Source organism: Streptococcus infantis (assembly GCF_021497965.1).
GTDB classification, from domain to species: domain Bacteria; phylum Bacillota; class Bacilli; order Lactobacillales; family Streptococcaceae; genus Streptococcus; species Streptococcus infantis_B.
The window spans coordinates 1,533,845-1,557,070 of the sequence record NZ_CP046525.1; the positions used below are offsets into that span (position 1 = coordinate 1,533,845).

Annotated in this window: 21 protein-coding genes; 11 read left to right on the forward strand and 10 right to left on the reverse strand. The window is 39.9% G+C overall.

The window, feature by feature from the left end; translation table 11 throughout:
• The first annotated feature begins 252 nt into the window (after positions 1–252).
• The 3 genes from GOM46_RS07530 to GOM46_RS07540 are packed head-to-tail and all read left to right on the forward strand — an operon-like array spanning position 253 to position 3,010.
• Positions 253–1,242, forward strand: a complete 990-nt coding sequence (locus GOM46_RS07530) for a PTS sugar transporter subunit IIB (RefSeq protein WP_235083484.1) — start codon at positions 253–255, stop codon at positions 1,240–1,242.
• Between the two features lie 29 nt (positions 1,243–1,271).
• Positions 1,272–2,084, forward strand: coding sequence for a PTS mannose/fructose/sorbose transporter subunit IIC (locus GOM46_RS07535; protein WP_235083485.1), 813 nt, complete (start codon positions 1,272–1,274; stop codon positions 2,082–2,084).
• A 14-nt stretch (positions 2,085–2,098) separates the two neighbouring features.
• On the forward strand, positions 2,099–3,010 hold the full coding sequence (locus tag GOM46_RS07540; protein WP_004250646.1) for a PTS system mannose/fructose/sorbose family transporter subunit IID: 912 nt from the start codon (positions 2,099–2,101) through the stop codon (positions 3,008–3,010).
• A gap of 65 nt (positions 3,011–3,075) precedes the next feature.
• Here the strand turns inward: GOM46_RS07540 and pepC are convergent, their stop codons facing one another.
• The 10 genes from pepC to leuS form a co-directional block, all read right to left on the reverse strand.
• Positions 3,076–4,410 (reverse strand): C1 family peptidase, encoded by a 1,335-nt coding sequence (gene pepC, locus GOM46_RS07545; RefSeq protein WP_235083486.1) that lies wholly within the window; start codon positions 4,408–4,410, stop codon positions 3,076–3,078.
• Positions 4,411–4,530: 120 nt separating this feature from the next.
• Entirely contained in the window at positions 4,531–5,253 is a 723-nt protein-coding gene (locus tag GOM46_RS07550; RefSeq protein ID WP_235083487.1) for a pseudouridine synthase, read from the reverse strand.
• Positions 5,254–5,319: 66 nt separating this feature from the next.
• Positions 5,320–5,520 carry a hypothetical protein gene (locus GOM46_RS07555; protein WP_235083488.1) on the reverse strand — a complete coding sequence of 67 codons (201 nt, stop codon included), beginning with the start codon at positions 5,518–5,520 and terminating at the stop codon, positions 5,320–5,322.
• Positions 5,521–5,568: 48 nt separating this feature from the next.
• Positions 5,569–6,318 carry a PoNe immunity protein domain-containing protein gene (locus GOM46_RS07560; protein WP_235083489.1) on the reverse strand — a complete coding sequence of 250 codons (750 nt, stop codon included), beginning with the start codon at positions 6,316–6,318 and terminating at the stop codon, positions 5,569–5,571.
• Between the two features lie 59 nt (positions 6,319–6,377).
• Positions 6,378–6,857, reverse strand: a complete 480-nt coding sequence (locus GOM46_RS07565; protein ID WP_235083490.1) for a toxin-antitoxin system YwqK family antitoxin — start codon at positions 6,855–6,857, stop codon at positions 6,378–6,380.
• A gap of 919 nt (positions 6,858–7,776) precedes the next feature.
• Positions 7,777–8,349: a nucleotidyltransferase family protein gene (locus tag GOM46_RS07570; protein WP_235083491.1), complete on the reverse strand. Its 573-nt coding sequence runs from the start codon at positions 8,347–8,349 to the stop codon at positions 7,777–7,779.
• Positions 8,330–9,328, reverse strand: coding sequence for a Holliday junction branch migration DNA helicase RuvB (ruvB, locus tag GOM46_RS07575; RefSeq protein ID WP_235083492.1), 999 nt, complete (start codon positions 9,326–9,328; stop codon positions 8,330–8,332). The genes GOM46_RS07570 and ruvB overlap by 20 nt, the downstream gene beginning before the upstream one ends.
• 180 nt (positions 9,329–9,508) lie before the next feature.
• On the reverse strand, positions 9,509–9,931 hold the full coding sequence (locus GOM46_RS07580) for a GNAT family N-acetyltransferase (RefSeq protein ID WP_235083493.1): 423 nt from the start codon (positions 9,929–9,931) through the stop codon (positions 9,509–9,511).
• An 11-nt stretch (positions 9,932–9,942) separates the two neighbouring features.
• Positions 9,943–10,635 (reverse strand): GNAT family N-acetyltransferase, encoded by a 693-nt coding sequence (locus GOM46_RS07585; RefSeq protein WP_235083494.1) that lies wholly within the window; start codon positions 10,633–10,635, stop codon positions 9,943–9,945.
• 113 nt (positions 10,636–10,748) lie between these two features.
• Positions 10,749–13,250, reverse strand: a complete 2,502-nt coding sequence (leuS, locus tag GOM46_RS07590) for a leucine--tRNA ligase (RefSeq protein ID WP_235083495.1) — start codon at positions 13,248–13,250, stop codon at positions 10,749–10,751.
• 150 nt (positions 13,251–13,400) lie between these two features.
• Between leuS and GOM46_RS07595 the strand changes: the two genes are divergently transcribed.
• From GOM46_RS07595 to galU, 8 genes are all read left to right on the forward strand, one after another.
• A complete protein-coding gene (locus GOM46_RS07595; protein WP_235083496.1) occupies positions 13,401–15,050 on the forward strand; it encodes a sensor histidine kinase in 1,650 nt (549 codons plus the stop codon).
• The gene (locus GOM46_RS07600; RefSeq protein WP_083327664.1) at positions 15,043–15,813 is read left to right on the forward strand and encodes a response regulator transcription factor; all 771 of its coding nucleotides are present in this window, start codon (positions 15,043–15,045) and stop codon (positions 15,811–15,813) included. Before GOM46_RS07595 ends, GOM46_RS07600 begins: the two co-directional genes overlap by 8 nt.
• Before the next feature lie 297 nt (positions 15,814–16,110).
• Positions 16,111–17,151, forward strand: a complete 1,041-nt coding sequence (locus GOM46_RS07605; RefSeq protein WP_070888757.1) for an ABC transporter substrate-binding protein — start codon at positions 16,111–16,113, stop codon at positions 17,149–17,151.
• Positions 17,152–17,312: 161 nt separating this feature from the next.
• A complete protein-coding gene (locus GOM46_RS07610; RefSeq protein WP_004250612.1) occupies positions 17,313–18,359 on the forward strand; it encodes an ABC transporter substrate-binding protein in 1,047 nt (348 codons plus the stop codon).
• Between the two features lie 12 nt (positions 18,360–18,371).
• Complete coding sequence (locus tag GOM46_RS07615) at positions 18,372–19,463, forward strand: ABC transporter ATP-binding protein (RefSeq protein WP_004250611.1); 1,092 nt, start codon at positions 18,372–18,374, stop codon at positions 19,461–19,463.
• Positions 19,453–21,111 carry an ABC transporter permease gene (locus GOM46_RS07620; RefSeq protein WP_235083497.1) on the forward strand — a complete coding sequence of 553 codons (1,659 nt, stop codon included), beginning with the start codon at positions 19,453–19,455 and terminating at the stop codon, positions 21,109–21,111. Before GOM46_RS07615 ends, GOM46_RS07620 begins: the two co-directional genes overlap by 11 nt.
• 144 nt (positions 21,112–21,255) lie before the next feature.
• Entirely contained in the window at positions 21,256–22,272 is a 1,017-nt protein-coding gene (locus GOM46_RS07625; protein ID WP_235083498.1) for an NAD(P)H-dependent glycerol-3-phosphate dehydrogenase, read from the forward strand.
• Positions 22,273–22,293: 21 nt separating this feature from the next.
• Positions 22,294–23,193: a UTP--glucose-1-phosphate uridylyltransferase GalU gene (galU, locus tag GOM46_RS07630; RefSeq protein WP_235083499.1), complete on the forward strand. Its 900-nt coding sequence runs from the start codon at positions 22,294–22,296 to the stop codon at positions 23,191–23,193.
• Positions 23,194–23,226 lie beyond the last annotated feature (33 nt).

A 23,226-nucleotide genomic window follows, 5' to 3' on the forward strand; every position in this document is an offset into this window, starting at 1 on the left:
AGAACTTGACCGAAAAACGACTTTCTACAAATTAGTGATTACTTTGAAGGTTTATACTAATTTTCCCATGCAAGATTTTATGAAGTCTCGAAAAGTATTGATATATCAATATCTTCAAAAACAAACTTTCCCCTTACATTCTTAGGATTTATTATAAGTAGTTGATTTTTTGCTGAAAACGGTTTATACTTAAAGAGTCTTAAAGTTTTCTTAAACTACAAGTCAAACATTTTATAAGGAGGAATGACAATAATGAGTATCGGAATCATTATTGCGAGCCACGGTGAATTTGCCGCGGGTATTCATCAGTCAGGATCTATGATCTTTGGTGAACAAGAAAAGGTTCAAGTTGTAACCTTTATGCCAAACGAAGGTCCAGATGATTTATACGCCAAATTCAACAATGCTGTGGCTGCATTTGACGCAGAAGATGAGGTTCTAGTCTTGGCTGACCTTTGGAGTGGTTCTCCATTTAACCAAGCTAGTCGCGTAATGGGAGAAAATCCTGAGCGTAAATTTGCCATCATCACTGGACTTAACTTGCCGATGTTGATCCAAGCCTACACAGAGCGTCTTATGGACGCGAATGCTGGAGTGGATAAAGTCGCTGCGAACATCATTAAAGAAGCCAAAGATGGCATCAAGGCTCTTCCAGAAGAGCTAAACCCAGCTGAGGAAGTTGCACCTGCTGCAGCTGCTCCTGTAGCCCAAGCTGCTATCCCAGAAGGAACAGTTATCGGAGACGGTAAATTGAAAATCAATCTTGCTCGTCTTGACACACGTCTTCTTCACGGACAAGTCGCAACTGCTTGGACACCAGATTCAAAAGCAGACCGTATCATCGTTGCTTCAGATAACGTTGCTAAAGATGACCTTCGTAAAGAATTGATCAAACAAGCAGCTCCAAACGGAGTGAAGGCTAACGTTGTTCCAATCCAAAAATTGATTGAGGTTGCAAAAGACCCTCGTTTTGGTGAAACACACGCCCTTATCTTGTTTGAAACACCTCAAGATGCCCTCCGTGCTATCGAAGGCGGTGTGCCAATCAAGACTCTTAACGTTGGATCAATGGCTCACTCAACTGGTAAAACAATGGTCAACAACGTATTGTCAATGGACAAAGAAGACGTTGCTACATTTGAAAAAATGCGTGACCTTGGTGTTGAATTTGACGTACGTAAAGTACCAAACGACACGAAAAAAGATTTGTTTGACTTGATTAGCAAAGCTAACGTTCAATAATTAACATTAAATAGAAAAGGAATAAAACCATGTCAGATATTTCAATCATTTCTGCTATCTTGGTTGTAGTTGTTGCCTTCTTCGCAGGTCTTGAAGGTATCCTCGACCAATTCCAATTCCATCAACCAATCGTAGCATGTACCCTTATCGGTCTTGTAACTGGTAACCTCGAAGCAGGGGTTATGCTTGGTGGATCACTTCAAATGATTGCCCTTGGTTGGGCTAACATCGGAGCTGCCGTAGCTCCTGACGCTGCTCTTGCTTCTGTTGCTGCTGCAATTATCATGATCAAAGGTGGTAACTTTACTACTGAAGGTATCGCAGTCGCAACTGCAACTGCAATCCCTCTTGCCGTAGCTGGACTTTTCTTGACTATGATTGTTCGTACAATCTCAGTTGGTTTGGTTCACACTGCTGATGCTGCTGCTAAAGAAGGAAACATTACAGCTGTTGAACGCGCTCACTACTTTGCCCTTATTCTTCAAGGTCTTCGTATCGCTATTCCTGCAGCCTTCCTTATCGCTATCCCTGCTTCTGCTGTTCAAGATGCTCTTAAATTGATGCCAGACTGGTTGAACGGTGGTATGGCTGTCGGTGGTGCCATGGTCGTTGCCGTTGGTTACGCTTTGGTTATCAACATGATGGCTACTCGTGAAGTATGGCCATTCTTCGCTATCGGTTTTGCTCTTGCAGCAATCTCTCAATTGACTTTGATTGCCCTTGGTGTCATCGGTGTTGCCCTTGCCTTCATCTACCTCAACCTTTCTAAACAAGGTGGAAACGGTGGCGGAGGAGCTGCAACTTCTAACGATCCAATCGGTGATATCCTAGAAGACTACTAGAAAGGGGAACAATCATGGCTGAAAAAATTCAATTATCAAAATCAGATCGCCAAAAAGTTTGGTGGCGTTCACAATTCCTTCAAGGTTCTTGGAACTACGAACGTATGCAAAACTTGGGTTGGGCTTACTCTTTGATCCCAGCTATCAAGAAACTGTACACTAAAAAAGAAGACCAAGCAGCTGCTCTTGAGCGTCACCTTGAATTCTTCAACACTCACCCATACGTAGCTGCTCCAATCATGGGGGTTACTCTTGCACTTGAAGAAGAACGCGCTAACGGTACTGAAATCGATGACGCTGCTATCCAAGGTGTTAAGATCGGTATGATGGGACCTCTTGCTGGTATCGGTGACCCAGTCTTCTGGTTTACAGTTCGTCCGATCCTTGGTGCCCTTGGTGCATCACTTGCTGCAACTGGTAATATCGTTGGACCACTTCTCTTCTTCTTTGGATGGAATGCAATCCGTATGTCTTTCCTATGGTACACACAAGAGTTTGGTTACAAGGCTGGATCTGAAATCACCAAAGACATGTCAGGTGGTATCTTGAAAGACATCACTAAAGGAGCTTCTATCCTTGGTATGTTCATCCTTGCCGTTCTTGTACAACGTTGGGTATCCATCAACTTCACTATCAACCTTCCAGGTAAACAATTATCAGAAGGTGCCTACATCAACTTCCCAGAAGGTGCTGTTACAGGTGGAGAATTGAAGGGTATTCTTGGTCAAGCACTTAGTGGTATGAGCTTGGATAGCGTTCAACCACAAACCCTTCAAGGTCAGTTGGACTCATTGATTCCAGGATTGATGGGACTTCTCCTTACTTTCCTTTGCATGTGGTTGCTTAAGAAAAAAGTATCTCCAATCACAATCATCCTTGCCCTCTTTGCAGTTGGTATCGCAGCTCGTTTCTTCGGTATCATGTAATCTCGACGAGAATGTATAAACAAAAAAAGAATCAGGTTTATCATCTGATTCTTTTTTATTTTCAATTATTCTGCCAAGGCACCCATTGGATCCCAAGGTGCAAGAACGATTGGTTCTGCTTCATAAGCAGCTCGTTCTTCTGCTGTTAGCAATTCTTTACGGACAACAATTTGGTAAGTGTATTCGTCCATCCAAGCATCTGAGGCAACAAAGTAACCATCTGTACCTACTTTATCTCCCCATGAGTTTTCAACTTTCCACTTAATTGATTTACCATTTTCATCCAAATCAACACCTGTCAAGACCATAGCGTGGGTCATCAAGCTTTCGCTGTAGTCCAAACGTCCTGCCTTGTCTTGAGTGAGTTGGATATCCATGCTTGATTCAAAATCATAAACATCTGTCGCAAGGATTCCGGCTTTACGGTTGCTGAGTTGGCCGACATCTGAACCAAACCATACAGTTTCTCCTGTTTGCATTTGAGCAATCGCCAATTCTTTCAAGCGTTCCATCGGTACGTTGATGTAACGAACCGCACGGCTACCAACGACATTCCCCAACATCTCAACTGTATATGATTTACCGTATGGTTTATCAGCAGTCGGAGCATTGATCACAGAAACGTAGTCTTCTAGTGGAAGGTCAACGTATTTCTTGTAAAATTCTTGTGGGGTGATGCCTTTTTCGCTTTGGTAGTTGTTATCCTTATCACGATAAGCAAAGTCAAACTTGCGTGGAGGAAGTCCTAATGACATGGCAAGGAAGTTAAAGATTTCTTGCAAGAGGTCTTCTTTCTTAGCTTGAACAGTCGCTTGGTCTGCGCCTGAAGCCAAGAGGTCACGCAAGATTTGAGCATCTTGACGAAGTAATTTATTAAGGATTGCATTGAGCTCACGGCTGCTGCTAGATGAGACAGATTCTGGATAAACAGACTTAGGTACGACACCGTATTTCTCAAAGAGAGAAACTACCATATCCCATTGTCCGCCATCTTGTTGTGGAGTTTGGAGTAGGAAGCTAACCTTGCGGCTGGTCAATTCTTGGTCAGCAGTCGCAATCACTTGCTCCAAGAACCAGTTAGACTTTTCATACTTATCCCAGAAGAAGGTATGTGCTTGTGACAATTCAAAGTTTTCAAGTTTGTATTGAGAGATGAGTTTGTGGCGGAAGGTATTGAGGGCTGCAAACATCCAGCAACGACCAGAAGCCTTCTGGTTAGTGACCTTGTCCTTTGTCAAATCAAGTGAGAAAACTGGTGTGTTGTCGACATGACTTTGACGACGCTCGAGGGCTGCAAAAATTCCATTGTGGCTAGCAGCATTTTCGATAGCTTGGTATTTTACATTTGCTTCATAGTTGGCAAATAATTTATCTGTAAATGATTCTTGAATCGCGTTCATAAAATCCTCCTTTTTTCTTACTGTCTATTATAACTCTTTTCACAAAGGAAGCAACCAAAAACTGAAAAAGGCAAGGATATTTTCCTCGCATTTTCCTAATATTTCATGGTGTTGCTATCACTAGCGGATACTCTCAAGCAAAGCTTCTAGCTCATCCTTGGTTAAACGACGCCATTCTCCACGTTTCAAATCCTCATCCAAGGTCAAAGTTCCCATGGTCAGACGTTGCAAGTCCACCACTTCCTTGCCACAGTAGGCCACCATCCGTTTGACTTGGTGAAATTTTCCTTCTGCGATGGTCACTCGGACCAGACTTTGATTCTTTTCTGTATCCACAGACACAAGCTCCAGCTTGGCAGGTTGACAGGTAAAGTCCTTGAGCGGAATCCCTTGCGCAAATGTCTCAATGTCTTCATCCGTCATCACTCCATTGATCTGCGCTAGATAGGTTTTATCCACATGACGTTTTGGTGAAAGAAGAGCATGAGCCAGTTTGCCATCATTGGTCAAGAGTAAGAGTCCATGCGTATCAATATCCAAACGACCGACTGGGAAAACTTCCTTTGAACGAGCCAAGTCATCCAACAAATCCAAAACAGTCTTGTGTTTAGGATCTTCAGTTGCTGAAATAACCCCCTGGGGCTTGTTCATCATATAGTAAACAAACTCCTCGTACTCTAGCTTTTGCCCGTCAAAGCAAATCTCGTCTGTATCTTCATTGATTTGCAGCTTGGCAGATTTTTCCTTTTTCCCATTGACCGTCACGCGCCCAGTCTTTAGAAAGTTTTTGACCTCTGTCCGGCTACCAACAGCACAGGCAACTAAATATTTATCTAATCTCATAGGGCTATTATATCATAAAAAGAGAACGGTTTTCGCTCTCTTTCTCTCGGATTATCTTTCTCCAATTTACTTTTTAATCATACTTTCTATCCCTTTGAAAAGAATTTCTGAAATAGCTTCTGGATAGCCTTCATAGCCATTCTGTTCTGAAAGGGCATCAATGACATTTCTAATTTGACCATCCAATATAATGGTTACAGCAGGAACCAGTTCATCTGGACCTTCTTTTTTAAACATCTCTTGCATAATTGATACTTTGTTACTCATATTTGCTCCAATCTTTTTTTAAATTTAATCAATAACACTCTACGAGACTTATTCTTCCGTCTCACCATCCGCAACCAAATCATATGGAAAATACGGAACACTTTCCAATTCCTTGTAATCCAAGTCCTTAAGCTTGCAGAGAGCTCCCGACTCAAAGGACCAGTAGCCCACATGATTTTTTACATTCTGCTGATGTAAATCATACCAAGCAGCGTCCCTGTTTCCTTGATACCATTTCTTAGTCAAATATTCTTTTAACAATTTTAGTGCCTGTTCAGAATTATCTTCTTCAATGATTTTCCGAGTAAAACCATAGGGTCTTGGAAAATTATAGTTCAACCGAATCTCCCACTCAGGATGACGAGCTTGAATCAGGTAATCAATCAAACAATCCTCTGGATTGTCCTTCTTGACCAAGTCTACTAACTGATTAAAAGTCTCTTCATCAATGTTTAAAAGAATCCCAATAGAAAGCGCCCATAGCATTTGTTCGTATCCCCATTCCTTACGCCAAATTGGTATTAGAAACGATACAAATGAGATGTATTCCTCTTTAAATGCTGACAAAGAGGCTCCGCTAGAATAAGTTGCTAATAAAATGTCTCTCTGATAAGACAAAATAGTAGCTAAAGTTGACTTATAAACTTCTATCGTTGGCTTTTTATAGTTTTCTATACCACTCTCTAAATCACTTTGAAGTTTTCGTAATTTTTCTTGAAAATACAGTAAGGCTTCTCGATTTGATATTAAGCCATCTTTATAATTCTCTTCTGTACTTAAAGTATCGCGTAAACCCATTTTATATCTCCTTTAAAAACGATTCGTTAAGTCAATCTAAGATCTCAAGCGATTTTGTTCTACTTCAAAGTCATGTCTCGTTTTGATAAATCAACACCCCACTTCTTTGCTCTCTCAAAATCCGCGTCAGTCGGTTCTAATTTTTCATCGATAATATGGCCAGCCTCATCGTACTCAATATAATTTACTCTTGCCCCAAGAACACAATATTCCTGTGATTTTAATGCGCCGTTTTCATAGTATTTCTTTTGAAGCCCATCAGCTGCACCGCAATCTTGAGGATTGATGCTTTCAATATTTCCATTAGGATAAAACCATACATTCATTCCATGACGGAACCCATCTTTAATATAACCATAATACTCTAATTTACCATCTGGGTATAAATCATAAGCTAAACCTGTATATGGAACTTCTTCTCCAGATTCATTCTCAGAAACAATCTGCTCACAATACCATCCACCCCAATCAAGCTCTTCTTCAAAACAAACACCATTTTGAAGCACTTCTTCTTTTGTTAAAATCTTATCTACCATCATTCTTCAACTTTAGAGTTTATTTTATAGTATTCCTTCCACAACCAAATCACATGGAACATACGAAAGGTCTTCGCTAGTTAATCGTTAACCAAATTAGTTTTTTAATCACTTTATTCCTCCTATGGACATTATTTACCACACAGATGTAAAGAATGAACAAGAGAACAGAATAAATCAGCAATCCTAAAAACTTTGCATAGATCAGGTAAGCTATCACGGAGCCTATCAAACTGACACTACTAATACAGATAAATAAGAAAGCAAGAGTTCCATTTTTCTTTGCTATTTCTAAAAACTCTGAGTACTCAAGGTCCGTAAACAATGCCGGATATAAGTCCAAGTCTTTGTCATAATAGTCAACTACAAATTTCCCTATGAGCAAGGAAAGATAGGAACATAGAATGAAGCTAGAATATTTGATAGTAGGTATATCAAAAATGGTTAAACCATTCAACAATCTAACAATGGGGAGAGATAGCAAAGTGAGTCCAAGAGTGTAGTATTGTTGATTCTTAGAGTTTTTTTCGAGAATTGAAAAGTAAAGTCTCTTTCCCTTTAAGTCATAATAGACTATTTTGTTTTTATACAATCCTAGATTAACTAGCTTCCTATTGTTCTTGATTCTTTTAGTCATCGTTCAACATCTCTTTCTCAGCCCACTGGACTTCCATTTACTCTATTCTCAGAAAATCTCTAGCCTTACTTCTTATACTAGAGAAATCTTTGACCTTTGTCAACATTTCGCAGGTGTCGACCTTTGATAAACACCATCATCACCTCAAGTTAGCAACAAAAAAAGCCGCCTGATTGGGCGACTTAATTTTTTTATAGGGAGATTATTATGAAAAAGTTTTAGGAGTATAAGTTAAGTTCTTCTTAACTTATGAGATAAGTATACAGCTCCTATCTTAAAGTTTCCTTAAGTATTTTTAAATGTGAGATTTTTCCATTTTTCTCGCCAATTTTTCTTGGATAAACGCTTTTGATAGAGCTTCATTCGTTCTTGATTTTCTAAAAAATGAGGAGTCGGACAAACCTGAAAGTTCAAAATATCCTCCAAACCATAAGGCGCAAAGAGCTCTAAAGTTGCGTCAGCTTGCAAGCGAAGTCCTACTGCCGTACAACGTTCAGGATATTTACTCATGGCATCGCAGGAATTTCTATACGGTTCCGTATGGGGATTATGTTGGTGCATATAGACCTGATTTTTCAATTCCCATTGATACTGAGGAAAGTCCTCTCTCAGCTTGCTCTCTAGAGCTAGCGTTTCTTCGTAACTCACCTCTGGGTCAAAGAAAATGACGTCCACATCCGTTTCACGGTCAAAGGCTGGCTTATCTGATAAGAGATTCCAGATAAAATTTCGTACCGAGCCAGCTGCCAACCAGGAATCTTTCAACTCCAAGTCACGGATGATGGTCAGAATAGCCATCATATCAGGATTTTCTTTGAAAGATTCTAAGATTTCAGCCTTATTTTTCAATGTATTCATACCCTAAATGTTCATAAGCCTTGGCTGTCGCGACCCGTCCTGAACGAGTTCGCATGATAAAGCCTTTCTGAATCAGGTAAGGTTCGTACATATCCTCAACCGTCTCACGCTCTTCAGCGATATTAACGGAAAGGGTACCTAGACCGACAGGACCGCCACCGTACATCTCAATCATGGTGCGAAGAATTTTCTGGTCTACATAGTCCAAACCTTCATGGTCTACATCCAACATGGTCAAAGCCTTATCTGTAATCACATCATCAATCAAGCCATCGCCCATAATCTGCGCAAAGTCGCGCACGCGCTTGAGGAGACGATTGGCGATACGAGGAGTCCCACGACTACGGAGAGCCAACTCAGCAGCGGCTTCATGAGTGATTTCCATCTCAAAGATATCTGCCGTCCGCTCGACAATCTCTGTCAAGTCATCCTGGGTATAGTATTCCATGTGGCCTGTAATTCCAAAACGGGCACGAAGAGGATTTGAAAGCATCCCTGCTCGTGTTGTCGCACCAATCAAGGTAAAAGGAGGCAAGTCTAGATGAACACTACGGCTAGCTTCCCCTGCACCAATCATGATGTCGATGTAGAAATCTTCCATAGCACTGTAAAGCACCTCTTCTACTGACATAGGCAAGCGATGAATCTCGTCGATAAAGAGAACATCTCCTGGCTCCAAGTCATTCAAAATCGCTACCAAATCACCAGCTTTTTCGATAACGGGACCAGACGTCTGTTTGAGATTGACTCCCAATTCATTGGCAATGACAAAGGCCATGGTCGTTTTCCCGAGACCTGGAGGGCCAAACAAAAGAACATGATCCAGCGCCTCATCACGCATTTTTGCTGCCTCGATAAAGATTTGAAGCTGATCTTTGACCTTGTCCTGACCGATATATTCACGTAAATATTGGGGACGGAGGGTACGTTCTACCAACTCTTCATCACCCATGATTTCATTATCTAAAATTCTACTCATGTTCCTATTATAGCAAAAATCCAGCCTACAAACAAAAAAGCCACCGAATTTGGTGACTTCTTTAGGGAGATTATTATGAAAAAGAAAAGTTTAGGATTTCTATTAAATAAAGTTAGGAGGTCTTTACTTAATGATTACATGATACATGAGTAAACTTAAAGTTAACTTAAGATAAAAAAATTATTTTAATTTTTTTCGATCCACCCAAATCATTCCTGTACAATCGTAAGTAGATAAGGTTTCAAACCCCAGAGAACGATAGAATCCCAAAGTTTTTTCTGTCTCTTCGGTCGCTAGTTGTACTTGATAAGCATCTTTATAATCGGCTAGAGCTTGCTTCATCAAGGCGCTACCAATCCCTTGGCGTTGATAGCTAGGCAAAACAATCAAATCCTGGACAAAAACGGATGAAAATCCGTCTCCAACCAAACGCACTAAACCAACGATTTTCTCACCATCACGTGCAAGATAAGTCGCTAGCGAATGAGACAAGGCCTGCTCCAACATCTGTGGCTGATTGGTATAATTTGTCCACCCAACTGCCTGGTAGAGCGGTAAAACGTCATCAATTGAAACAGATGTTTCTTTTGTAATCTTAATCATATCAAACCTTCCTAACATTCCCGTAGAGATTTAATCTGTTGTCCATTTTCATCAAAATTTTCTGGGTTCAACCATGCTTCAAAACGAGCCTTAACCCTTGGCCAGTCCTTATCAATCATAGACATCCAATCCGTGTCTCGAGTCCTTCCCTTGTAGATAACCGCTTGACGGAAAGTACCTTCGTAGACAAATCCCAAACGTTCTGCTGCTTTTCTAGAAGGGAGATTTAGCGCATCACATTTCCACTCATAGCGTCGATAGTTGAGTTCTTCAAAGACATAACGAGCTAGCAAATAGTGGGCCTCTGTTCCCATCCTTGTCTGTTTGAGAGCCGGAGAAAAGGTCACTGCGCCAACTTCAATGGTGCGATTGGCTTGGTCAATACGCATGAGAGAAAATGTCCCCAGCGCCTTTCCAGTCGCTTTATCGATAATCGCATAATAGAAACGATCCTTACGCTCAATCATCTGCTTCAAAGCTACGATTAATTCTTCGAGATTTTCTACTGGTGGTTGAAAGAGATAGGTCCACATCTCTCGAGGTGATTCTGGGCCATAAACAGCCAGCAAATCCTCCGCATGCTTTTCTACTGATAAAGCTTCGATAATCGTATACTGTCCTTCTATCCGTACAAGTGAAGGCAAAACTCCAGGTGTGTCGTCTACAGGTTCACCAATCATCTGACCATATTCATTTACTGGCATAGCTTTCTCCTTGTCCTACTCTTTATAAGTTTAAAGATGTGAATAGTATATCACATATCCGTACTAAGCTTCCAAAAAGTCTCCAAAGTAAAACTTTGAAGACTTATCATTTTTTATTTCACAACGATATTAACGAGCTTGTTCGGTACCGCAATCACCTTAACGATTTCCTTGCCGTCAATTTCTGCCTTAACTTTTTCGTCAGCTAGAGCGATTTCTTGCAATTCTTCGCGTGAAAGGTCTTTCGCAACCATGAGTTTAGCACGGACTTTACCTTTGATTTGAACGACGATTTCGATTTCGTCTTCAACCAATTTGCTTTCGTCCCATGTTGGCCAAGCTACGTAAGTGATTGACTCACCTGTTGCTGCGACTGTTTGCCAGAGTTCTTCTGCCAAGTGAGGCGCAAATGGGGCAATCAATTGGATAAAGCCTTTAGCGTAATCCACATAGAGTCTATCTTCCTTGTTAGCCGCATTGACAAAGACCATGAGTTGAGCAATGGCTGTGTTGAATTTCATAGACTCGATTTGCTCTGTGACAGATTTAACGGTTTCATTGTAAACCTTGTCTAGAGCGCCATTGTTTTCCGCAACAATTTCTTTACTTGTAATCAAACGGTACACACGGTCAAGGAATTTACGGCTTCCTTCCAGACCTTCTTCAGACCAAGCGATGGAAGCATCGAGTGGTCCCATGAACATTTCATAGACACGAAGGGTATCGGCACCGTATTGTTCCACTACGTCGTCTGGATTGACAACGTTCTTGAGGGATTTAGACATCTTAGCTGGTGCTTGCTCCAACTCTTCTCCTGTTTCCACATGGAAGAAGGAACCATCACGTTTTTCAACCTTATCAGTCGCTACAAGAGCACCACGGTGGTCACGGTAGCTTGTTCCTAAGATCATTCCTTGGTTAAAGAGTTTTTGGAATGGTTCTTTGGTTGGAACAACACCGAGGTCATAGAGGAATTTATGCCAGAAACGAGCGTAAAGCAAGTGAAGCACGGCGTGTTCTGCACCACCTACGTAGATATCTACTGGCAACCATTGTTTGAGGAGGTCCTCATCAGCCAATTTCTCTGTGTTATGTGGGTCGATATAGCGAAGGTAGTACCAGCTTGAACCCGCCCATTGTGGCATAGTATTGGTTTCACGACGACCTTTCACTCCATCCTCACGAGTCACTTCAAGCCAGTCTGTCAAATTAGCCAATGGGCTTTCACCAGTACCTGAAGGGCGGATGTCCTTGGTTACTGGCAAGACAAGTGGCAATTCACTTTCTGGAACGGCTGTTGAAGTCCCATCTTCCCAATGAATGATTGGAATTGGTTCACCCCAGTAACGTTGACGGCTAAAGAGCCAGTCACGAAGACGGTAGGTAACCTTTTCTTGACCAAAGCCTTTTTCTTCTAGCCAAGACACGATTTTAGCAATCGCTTCTTCTTTGTTGAGACCGTTCAAGAAGTCAGAGTTAACGTGAAGGCCATCTTCTGTGTATGCAGCTTCTTCAACATTTCCACCTTCAAGTACTTCTACGATTGGAAGGCCGAATTGGTTAGCAAATTCCCAGTCACGTTGGTCGTGGGCAGGTACAGCCATAACAGCACCTGTACCATAGCTAGCAAGAACATAGTCGGCAATCCAGATTGGAATTTCTTTACCATTGACAGGGTTGATAGCATAAGCACCAGTCCAAACCCCTGTTTTTTCCTTGGCAAGGTCAGTACGAGCCAAGTCTGATTTGAGGCTGGCTTGGTGTTTGTAGTCCGCTACAGCCTCAGCTTGTTCAGGACTTGTGATGGCATCTACCAAGTCATGCTCAGGAGCCAAGACAGTGAAGGTCGCACCAAAAAGGGTGTCAGGGCGAGTGGTAAAAACTGTGAATTCCTTGTCTGTCCCTTTTACCTTGAAAGTTACGTTAGCACCTGTTGATTTCCCAATCCAGTTACGTTGCATGTCCTTGATAGATTCTGGCCAATCCAACTCATCCAAGTCATTGAGCAAGCGTTCTGCATAGGCCGTGATTTTAAGCATCCATTGGCGCATTGGTTTACGAACAACTGGATAGCCACCACGCTCAGAGGTTCCGTCAGGGAGGACTTCTTCGTTGGCGATAGCTGTTCCTAGTTCCTCAACCCAGTTTACTGGCACTTCTGCTTCATAAGCCAAACCTTTTTCGTAAAGCTTAGTGAAGATCCATTGCGTCCACTTGTAGTAGTTCGGATCTGTAGTATTGACTTCACGGTCCCAGTCGTAAGAGAATCCAAGCGCATTGATTTGGCGTTTGAAGTTGGCAATGTTTTCCGCTGTGAATTCTGCTGGGTCATTACCAGTATCCATAGCATATTGCTCTGCAGGCAAACCAAAGGCATCCCATCCCATTGGGTGAAGGACATTGTAGCCTTGCGCACGTTTGAAACGGCTGAGGATATCAGTCGCTGTGTAACCTTCTGGATGTCCTACGTGAAGACCAGCTCCAGATGGATAAGGGAACATGTCGAGTGCATAAAACTTAGATTTTGAAGCATCTGTTCCTGTCTTAAAGGTGTGATGGTCAGCCCAGTACTTTTGCCACTTAGGCTCGATTTCTTTATGATTGTAAAAACTCATGCTGTCTCTCCAATTTTCGTGATGCTCCTATTATACCATTTTTAGAGGGAATTAGCCTCTTTATTCTTAACTCTTTTCTTTTTTGACCTTGCCTTCCATTTTTAATACTGCTATACTTACTTTAACAGACTCTTCCCAAAGAGGTGAATTATGCCCCATTCTTTCAAAAATTCTCTCCAAAAAGAGATTATTCACCGTAGTTCTTTAGCTGCCCTAGCGACTTCTCTCTTACTCCTTATCCTTCTATTTGGATTTTCCTATTTCCTTCAAAAGCAGCAACTAGCTAAGGATACTCAACAAATTTCTCAACATGTTCAAGACATGAAACAAGCAAATTATGAATTATTGGAAACCATGAATAAAAAAATGGTTCCAGAATTTATAGAAGGTAAACACACTGATAGAGAATTATTTAGTCTATTTTATGAAACAAAAGCTCAACTAAAACTCAGTTCTGATTTTGTCATTCTCGATGAGACTGGCGAACTTTTATTTAGCACCAATCGCAATCATAAAGAAACTCTTTTAGCTCCCTATTATTTAAAATTATTAATTCAAAACACTACCCAAGGATCCATTTCAGAGAAAGTTGCTCTATCGATGGACAAGCAACATTATGCTGTCTTTATTATGCCCATAGTTCACAACCAGCGAGTACAAGCTTACAGTATTTCCTTTGTGAATGAGAACGACTTTTTGTCAAGCATCCCCTTGATTAATTCAAAATACGTCATCACAGACACTTTCGGTAATATATACTCGAGCAATACCAATCAATTCACACAATCAACTCTGGAAAAATTTGATGAGAAATCGCTCCGTTCAAAAACACATTGGTTCGTTGAAAATCCAATTTTGATTGAAAAACGTAAAGTTGATTCAATTTTTTCAATTTACACTTTCCAATCATTCTTTCCTATTCCTAGCTTACTTAGCCTTGCTTCCATACTAACACTTTGCATCTTTCTATTATATTTTTGGCAGGCTAGAAGAATTGCCCATAAAATCGCAACCCATAATGCTGGTCCTATTGAAAGTTTAGTCTTTCAATTACATGAAGTTCCTAAGAAAAAAGAAAAGAAACTTACTCTCCATACTGAGGATGAATTTGAACTGATAGCTGAGAAAATTAACGATATGCTGCAGGAGTTGGACGAGCTTCATCAAAAGATGTTGACCATTGAAAAGGAAAAATGGGTTTTTGAAAGAAAAATGCTAGAAGCTCAGTTTAACCCTCACTTCCTATACAATACATTGGAAACTATTAAAATCACGAGTATGATTGATGCTAGTATTACACAAGACCTGATTCAAAATCTCACGCGTATCTTGCGATACAGTGTGACTGAATTAGAGAAAGAAACAACTCTTGGACAGGACTTAGAGATTATTGAAGCTTACCTAAAGATTCATCAAATTCGTTTTGAACAATTTTCTTATCAAATTGACTGTTCTCAAAGTCTATATTCCCAAACCGTTCCGAAACTTTTCCTATTACCGCTTGTAGAAAATGCTCTAAAATATGGAAGACAGTATCGTATCGACCTTGCTATCTCTATCCATATCACTCAAGATCAGGAAGCACTGACCTTTATCGTTAAGGATAATGCTGGCGGTCTAACCAAACAAGAACGCCTCCATATTTTAGAATCTCTAAACAGTCCACATACACAGCACGGTATTGTCAATAGTTACAAACGATTGAACAACTTTTTTGAAACTGTCGAATTGGATTTAGGGGTGAACCCGCAAGGTGAAACTTGGGTAAAATTTGTTACGAAAGGAAGAACACATGTTTAAGCTAATCATTGTCGAAGACGAGCACCTAATCCGAAAATGGCTTGAAATTGCCGTTGATTACTCTGCTTTAGGCATTCAAGTCGTAGGAACTGCTAGTCATGGGCAAGAAGGGATGGAACTGATTCAAAAACTAAAGCCACATATTGTGCTGACAGATATCACCATGCCCATTATGGATGCTTTTATGATGTTTGAAGCTACAAAGTCTCTCTCTTATGAAAAAGTAATCCTATCTGGTTATGACGATTTTCAAAATGCCAAAAAAGCCATGCAATATGGAGCAGTTGATTTCTTATCCAAACCAATTGACACCAAGGAGTTGACAGAATGTCTTCAAAAAATTGTTTTGCGATTACGAGTTAGCACTCGTCAAGAAACTCCTTTTTTAGAAGAATATCAAACTTTACTCACCTCTATCCAACAAATTGATACACAAAACCAAATCATTCAGCAAATTCTTGAATTTGTGCACCAACACTACTGCATGCACTTTACCATTTCTACCATTGCAGAGAATCTAGGATATAGTGAAAGTTATCTATATAAGGTTATCAAAGAAGACTTCCCAATGACGCTAAATGAATATATCTTACGCTACCGCCTCAAGCAAGCTATAGATAAAATGGCTGAGTCTCCTAATTCTCCCTTAAGCGATATCTCTGAACAAGTTGGATTTTCAGACTATAAATATTTTGCCAAAGTTTTTAAAAAATATCTCCATATTTCTCCAAAAGAATTAAAACTCATGGATAAAAACCATTGATGTAAAAGGATTGCTCAAATCAGGCAATCTTTTTATTTTGTACTTATACTAGAGCAAACTAGGAAACTCACTACAAGCTGCTCAAATCATAGCTTTGAGATTACAGATAAAATGACGTGCTTTGAAGAGGATTACCATCGAAATCCCAGTTACAGTCCCCATCCTTGCTCGAGATACCCATTTCCTATTCCCCGTTTTAGATTTCTTTAAGGTTTATATTATATCCTGTAGAACTCTGCAAATTATAAATATTAAGCAAGTCGTAGAGTAAAAACGTTCGTAAAAAAGGAAATACTTATGAAAAAAATACTATTCTTTCTCTCTTGTGGATGGATATTTCTTACTTTATCAGGATGTTCTTCAACAATAGAAGCGGAAACTAGCGCTGAAAAAGATTCAGATAACACTTTGGTTGTCTACTCGCCTAACCCTGAAGACCTTATCGAAGAAACAATCCCAGCCTTCGAAGAAAAATATGGTATTAAGGTTGACTTAGTACAAGCCAGCACTGGTGAATTGTTTAAAAAAGCTGAGTCAGAAAAAGAAGCTCCTGTAGCTGATGTCATTTTCGGAGGCTCCTACGCCCTCTTCTCTTCTAACGAAAATCTTTTTGAACCTTATATTTCTCAAGAGAACGACCAGATAATCCCTGAATATCAAAATAAAACTGGATTCTACACTCCTTATACACTTGATGTCAGTGTCATCATTGCCAATTCATCTCTTACAAAAGGTATTAAAATTGAAGGCTACAATGATCTACTCAATCCTAAATTAAAAGGAAAAATCGCTACTGCTGATCCAAGTAATGCTTCTAGCGCCTTTGCACAACTAACAAACATGCTTGTAGACCAAGGTGGATACGAAAATGAACAAGCTTGGACCTATGTGAAAAATCTATTTACCCTAGTAGATGGAAAAATTGCATCTAGCTCTTCGAATGTTTACAAAGCTGTCGCCGATGGAGAAATGGCTGTAGGACTCACCTATGAAGATCCTGCCTTAAAACTCTTAAATGATGGGGCTGATGTAAAAGTCATTTATCCAAAAGAAGGAACCGTCTTTTTACCTGGTAACGCGGCTATCGTCAAAAACGCCAAACATATGGAAAACGCTAAGAAATTTATCGATTTCCTCCTTTCTCAAGAAATCCAAGATAAGCTAGGAACTGAAACAACCATCAGACCCATTCGTAAAAATGCTAGAACCAATAAAAATATGAAGGCTATGACAGAAATCAATATTGCCACTGAAGATTCCGATTATGTCATTAAAAACAAATCCGCTATTCTTAAAAAGTACAATGACATTTTTACAGATATCCAATCTAAAAAATAAAATTTGACTTACCAGTTATTAACTGCCAAACCCTGCTATAAAATCAAAAAGATTACTTCCGTTTTTGTAGAGAATTTTACCCTATTAGGATAGAATTCTGAGTTTTAAAAACGCTTACATTTTTTTACAATAGTATTATCAAAACTTTGGAGGTATCCATCATGAAAAAGAAATGGATGTATTTTGCTGCTTGTGGACTTGCTATTTTGGGGCTGACTGCCTGTTCTTCTGATGACGCTTCAGGAGATAAAGCTACTGAAAACGGAGGTAGCGATACTCTTGTAGTCTATTCGCCAAACTCAGAAGGACTAATTGGTGCAACAATCCCTGCCTTTGAAGAAAAATATGGCATTAAAGTTGAACTCATTCAAGCAGGAACTGGTGAACTCTTTAAAAAATTGGAATCTGAAAAAGAAGCACCTGTTGCAGATGTCATCTTTGGTGGTTCTTATACTCAATATGCTACTCATGGGGAGCTTTTTGAAAACTATGTTTCTCCTGAAAATGAAAATGTCATCAAAGAATATCAAAATACAACTGGTTACTCAACTCCTTATACATTGGATGGTAGTGTATTGATTGTAAATCCTGACTTAACTAAGGGTATGAATATCGAAGGATATAGCGATCTTATCAAACCAGAGCTCAAAGGAAAAATTGCAACAGCTGACCCTGCTAACTCTTCTAGTGCCTTTGCTCAACTAACAAACATGCTACAAGCTGAGGGTGGCTATACAGATGAAAAGGCTTGGACTTATGTCAAAGATCTCTTTACTTTAATTGATGGTAAAATCGGTTCAAGTTCATCTGGTGTTTATAAGGCAGTGGCAGATGGAGAAATGGCTGTTGGTCTTTCATATGAAGATCCTGCAGTTAAACTTCTAAATGACGGTGCTAACATTAAAGTTGTTTATCCAAAAGAAGGAACTGTTTTCTTACCAGCAAGTGCTGCTATTATCAAAAACGCAAAAAATAAAGAAAATGCTAAGAAATTTATCGATTTCATCATTTCACAAGAAGTCCAAGACACCCTTGGTACAACAACTACTAATCGTCCAGTTCGTAAAAATGCTAAAACTAGCGAAAATATGAAACCAATCGAACAAATTAAAACACTAACTGAAGACTATGACTATGTCATCAAAAACAAATCAGACATTGTTAAGAAATACAACGAAATCTTTACAGATATCCAATCTAAACAATAATAGGGGTTGACCATGAGCGAGATTAAAATTATTAATGCTAAGAAAATTTACAATGATGTACCCGTTATCGAAAATTTAAATGTTACAATTCCTAAGGGGAGCCTTTTCACTCTCCTTGGGCCTTCAGGATGCGGGAAAACAACTTTGCTTCGTATGATTGCTGGATTCAACAGTATCGAAGGAGGAGAATTTTACTTCGATGATACCAAAATTAATAACATGGAACCTAGCAAACGAAATATTGGGATGGTTTTCCAAAACTATGCGATTTTCCCACATTTGACAGTGCGTGATAACGTAGCATTCGGACTCAAGCAAAAGAAAGTTCCGAAAGAGGAACTCATCAAACAAACAAATAAATACCTTGAGTTGATGCAGATTGCCCAGTACGCTGATCGTAAACCAGATAAACTTAGTGGTGGTCAGCAACAACGTGTTGCTCTAGCACGTGCCTTAGCTGTTAATCCAAGCGTTCTCCTCATGGATGAGCCCCTCAGTAACCTAGATGCCAAACTTCGTCTAGATATGCGTCAAGCCATTCGCGAAATCCAACACGAAGTTGGCATTACAACTGTCTATGTAACTCACGACCAAGAAGAAGCTATGGCCATTTCTGACCAAATCGCGGTTATGAAAGATGGTGTTATTCAACAAATTGGTCGTCCAAAAGAGCTATACCACAAGCCCGAGAACGAATTTGTCGCAACCTTTATCGGTAGAACAAACATAATCCCTGCTCGTTTAGAAAAGCAAGCTGATGGAGCTTACATCGTATTCGAAGACGGCTACTCTCTTCGTATGCCAGATCTTGACCAAGTTGAAGAACAAAATATTCGTGTCAGCATTCGTCCTGAAGAATTTATCCGTGATGAAAATGGCACAATCGATGGAACAATTACCGACAGCGTTTACCTTGGCTTGAATACTGAATACTTCATTGAAACAGGATTTGCTCCAAAACTTCAAGTGAGTGAAGAATCTACATTCGAAGAAGATTTAGAAAAAGGAAATCATGTTCGTTTACGTATCAATACTCAGAAACTCAATGTCTTCTCTGAAGATGGTTCTCGGAATCTCATAAAAGGAGTCAGCCATGGAGCGTAAAAAACTTAATATCTGGACTGCATCTTCCTTCTTCATTTTTCTTACATACTTAGTTTTCTTAGTCTACCCAATCGTGACTGTATTAAAACAAGCGTTGATACATGAAGGTAGTTTCTCTTTAGAAAATTTTGTAACTTTCTTTAGCAAATCTTATTATTCTGAGACACTCATTAATAGTTTTAAGGTTTCTGTAACTGCCACAATCACTTCTGTCGTTGTTGGTACCTTGCTAGCTTATCTTTTTTCAATGTATGACTTCAAGGGAAAGAAATTTTTACAAATTTTGATTATCATCGCATCCATGTCAGCTCCCTTTGTAGGTGCCTATTCTTGGATTCTACTTCTTGGTAGAAACGGAGTTATCACAAAATTTCTAACCAACACACTACATTTGCCAGGCTTTGATATCTACGGCTTTAAAGGTATTGTACTTGTCTTTACACTCCAACTTTTCCCTCTCGTCTTCCTTTATGTAGCTGGAACTATGAAGAGTATTGACAATTCCCTCTTGGAAGCTGCGGAAAGCATGGGATCATTCGGCTTTAAACGTATTGTAAAAGTCATTTTACCTCTTTTGGTCCCAACTTTATTAGCAGCAGCCCTACTAGTATTTATGAGAGCTTTCTCTGACTTTGGTACTCCAATGTTGATTGGAGAGGGATACCGTACCTTCCCAGTGTTAATCTACACACAGTTCATTAGTGAAGTTGGAGGCAACTCAGCTTTCGCATCAGCATTAGCAATCATGGCTATTACAATTGCACTGGCTATCTTCCTCATTCAAAAATATATTTCAAATCGTTTTAGCTTCAGTATGAACTCACTTCATCCAATCGAACCTAAGAAAACGACAAAAGGAAAGATGGCTGCTATTTATGTGACTGTTTATGGCATTATCTTATTCTCTGTCTTACCTCAAGTTTACTTGATTTATACGTCCTTCCTTAAGACATCCGGTATGGTTTTTGTCAAAGGATATTCATTAAACAGCTATAAGACAGCCTTTAACCGCATGGGATCTGCTATTTTCAATACCATTCGTATCCCTCTACTTGCCTTGGTTCTCGTTGTTGTATTTGCAACCTTCATCTCATACCTTGCAGTTCGTAAACGCAACCTATTTACCAATCTAATCGATAGTCTTAGTATGGTACCTTATATCGTGCCAGGAACCGTTCTCGGTATTGCCTTTATCTCTTCATTTAATACAGGTATTTTCGGAAGTGGCTTCCTTATGATTACCGGAACAGCCTTTATCCTAATTATGTCCTTATCTGTAAGAAGACTCCCATATACTATTCGATCTTCAGTAGCTAGCTTGCAACAGATTTCTCCGAGCATTGAAGAAGCTGCAGAAAGTTTAGGAAGTAGTCGTCTCAATACCTTTACTAAAATCACTACCCCAATGATGCTTTCAGGTATCATCTCAGGTGCAATCCTATCATGGGTAACAATGATTTCAGAACTTTCTACTTCGATTCTCTTGTACAATGTTAAAACTAGAACAATGACCGTAGCTATCTATACTGAAGTACTTCGTGGAAATTATGGCGTGGCAGCTGCTTTGTCAACTATCCTCACTGTCTTGACAGTTACTTCATTGTTACTATTTATGAAAATTTCTAAAAACAATAGTATTACACTCTAGTTTTTCTCCTAAAAACAGTCAGATTTCTTATTGGCTGTTTTTTATTTATACTCTCTATAAGTTAATTCTTAATAAATAATATTAATGCAAGTTAGTCCTTTTTATGGTAGAATATAGGAAAGTGCTTTCTCAAAGGAGGAAAATATGAACAAACAAACCATCGCTGTCTTAGGTCCCGGTTCTTGGGGTACTGCCTTGTCACAAGTCCTCAATGACAACGGACACCAAGTACGTATCTGGGGAAATATTCCTGATCAAATTGATGAAATCAATACACAACATACTAACAAACGTTATTTTAAAGAAGCTGTATTAGACGAAAAAATTGTTGCCTATCATGATTTGGCAGAAACCTTGAAGGGTGTTGATGCTATCTTGTTTGTGGTACCAACCAAGGTAACCAGATTGGTAGCTCAGCAAGTCGCTGCTGTTTTGGATCATAAAGTGGTTGTTATGCATGCCTCCAAAGGGCTTGAACCAGATAGCCACAAACGTCTCTCTACTGTTTTGGAAGAAGAAATTCCTGCTGAATTAAGAAGTGATATTGTCGTCGTCTCTGGACCTAGCCATGCTGAGGAAACCATTGTCCGTGACATTACCTTGATTACAGCAGCTTCAAAAAATCTGCAAACAGCACAGTATGTTCAATCACTCTTTAGCAACAACTACTTCCGTCTATATACAAATACGGATGTTATTGGAGTTGAAACAGCTGGAGCTCTAAAAAATATCATCGCTGTTGGGGCAGGGGCTCTCCACGGTCTTGGATTTGGAGACAATGCTAAAGCTGCTATTATCACGCGCGGTCTTGCAGAAATTACACGTCTAGGTGTTCAACTTGGAGCAAATCCACTGACTTATAGCGGTCTCTCAGGAGTTGGGGATTTGATTGTTACAGGAACTTCTGTCCACTCACGTAACTGGCGAGCAGGTGATGCTCTTGGACGTGGCGAAGCCTTGGCAGATATCGAAGCCAATATGGGAATGGTCATCGAAGGAATTTCAACAACCAAAGCTGCTTACGAGTTGGCACAAGAACTTGACGTTTACATGCCTATCACCCAAGCTATTTATCAAGTTATTTATGAAAATGTTAATATTAAGGATGCCGTTGCTGAACTTATGAGCAATGAGTTCAAATCGGAAAACGAGTGGTCATAATCACCGTTAGAAAGGAAGCTCATGAAGCAAAAAGTTAGAAAAGCCGTTATCCCTGCTGCAGGACTTGGAACTCGTTTCCTACCCGCAACCAAAGCCTTGGCCAAAGAAATGTTGCCAATCGTGGATAAACCAACCATCCAGTTTATCGTTGAAGAAGCCCTCAAGTCTGGAATTGAGGATATTCTTGTTGTAACAGGGAAGTCAAAACGCTCCATCGAAGATCATTTTGACTCAAACTTTGAGTTGGAATTCAACCTTAAGGAAAAAGGAAAAACTGATCTTTTAAAATTAGTTGATGAAACAACTGGTATGCGTCTTCACTTCATTCGTCAAACCCACCCACGTGGTCTCGGAGATGCCGTTTTACAAGCCAAAGCTTTCGTCGGGAACGAACCTTTTGTGGTCATGCTTGGGGATGACCTCATGGATATCACTGATGACAAAGCTGTTCCATTGACCAAGCAACTCATGAATGATTATGAGAAGACTCATGCTTCTACTATCGCTGTGATGCATGTACCACACGATGAAGTTTCTTCATACGGTGTCATCGCTCCTCAAGGTGAAGGAAAAGATGGACTTTACAGCGTTGAAACCTTCGTTGAAAAACCAGCTCCTGAAGATGCACCAAGTGATTTAGCGATCATCGGTCGTTACCTACTCACACCTGAAATTTTCGGTATTCTTGAAAAGCAAAAACCAGGTGCCGGAAATGAAATCCAACTAACAGACGCTATCGATACACTTAACAAAACTCAACGTGTATTTGCTCGTGAGTTTAAAGGCTCTCGTTACGATGTCGGAGATAAATTTGGATTTATGAAGACATCTATCGAATACGCCCTGAAACATCCTCAAGTCAAAGAGCACTTGAAAGACTACTTGATTGATCTTGGAAAAGAACTTTCAGAAGATAAATAATTGATGAAACCAGGTTCAAAATGTTCCTGGTTT

Excerpts from the sequence above, each read along its gene's own strand:
- GOM46_RS07530 (WP_235083484.1), top strand. The coding sequence starts at position 253 with ATGAGTATCGGAATCATTATTGCGAGCCACGGTGAATTTGCCGCGGGT.
- GOM46_RS07535 (WP_235083485.1), top strand. The coding sequence starts at position 1,272 with ATGTCAGATATTTCAATCATTTCTGCTATCTTGGTTGTAGTTGTTGCC.
- GOM46_RS07540 (WP_004250646.1), top strand. The coding sequence starts at position 2,099 with ATGGCTGAAAAAATTCAATTATCAAAATCAGATCGCCAAAAAGTTTGG.
- pepC (WP_235083486.1), bottom strand. The coding sequence starts at position 4,410 with ATGAACGCGATTCAAGAATCATTTACAGATAAATTATTTGCCAACTAT.
- GOM46_RS07550 (WP_235083487.1), bottom strand. The coding sequence starts at position 5,253 with ATGAGATTAGATAAATATTTAGTTGCCTGTGCTGTTGGTAGCCGGACA.
- GOM46_RS07555 (WP_235083488.1), bottom strand. The coding sequence starts at position 5,520 with ATGAGTAACAAAGTATCAATTATGCAAGAGATGTTTAAAAAAGAAGGT.
- GOM46_RS07560 (WP_235083489.1), bottom strand. The coding sequence starts at position 6,318 with ATGGGTTTACGCGATACTTTAAGTACAGAAGAGAATTATAAAGATGGC.
- GOM46_RS07565 (WP_235083490.1), bottom strand. The coding sequence starts at position 6,857 with ATGATGGTAGATAAGATTTTAACAAAAGAAGAAGTGCTTCAAAATGGT.
- GOM46_RS07570 (WP_235083491.1), bottom strand. The coding sequence starts at position 8,349 with ATGAATACATTGAAAAATAAGGCTGAAATCTTAGAATCTTTCAAAGAA.
- ruvB (WP_235083492.1), bottom strand. The coding sequence starts at position 9,328 with ATGAGTAGAATTTTAGATAATGAAATCATGGGTGATGAAGAGTTGGTA.
- GOM46_RS07580 (WP_235083493.1), bottom strand. The coding sequence starts at position 9,931 with ATGATTAAGATTACAAAAGAAACATCTGTTTCAATTGATGACGTTTTA.
- GOM46_RS07585 (WP_235083494.1), bottom strand. The coding sequence starts at position 10,635 with ATGCCAGTAAATGAATATGGTCAGATGATTGGTGAACCTGTAGACGAC.
- leuS (WP_235083495.1), bottom strand. The coding sequence starts at position 13,250 with ATGAGTTTTTACAATCATAAAGAAATCGAGCCTAAGTGGCAAAAGTAC.
- GOM46_RS07595 (WP_235083496.1), top strand. The coding sequence starts at position 13,401 with ATGCCCCATTCTTTCAAAAATTCTCTCCAAAAAGAGATTATTCACCGT.
- GOM46_RS07600 (WP_083327664.1), top strand. The coding sequence starts at position 15,043 with ATGTTTAAGCTAATCATTGTCGAAGACGAGCACCTAATCCGAAAATGG.
- GOM46_RS07605 (WP_070888757.1), top strand. The coding sequence starts at position 16,111 with ATGAAAAAAATACTATTCTTTCTCTCTTGTGGATGGATATTTCTTACT.
- GOM46_RS07610 (WP_004250612.1), top strand. The coding sequence starts at position 17,313 with ATGAAAAAGAAATGGATGTATTTTGCTGCTTGTGGACTTGCTATTTTG.
- GOM46_RS07615 (WP_004250611.1), top strand. The coding sequence starts at position 18,372 with ATGAGCGAGATTAAAATTATTAATGCTAAGAAAATTTACAATGATGTA.
- GOM46_RS07620 (WP_235083497.1), top strand. The coding sequence starts at position 19,453 with ATGGAGCGTAAAAAACTTAATATCTGGACTGCATCTTCCTTCTTCATT.
- GOM46_RS07625 (WP_235083498.1), top strand. The coding sequence starts at position 21,256 with ATGAACAAACAAACCATCGCTGTCTTAGGTCCCGGTTCTTGGGGTACT.
- galU (WP_235083499.1), top strand. The coding sequence starts at position 22,294 with ATGAAGCAAAAAGTTAGAAAAGCCGTTATCCCTGCTGCAGGACTTGGA.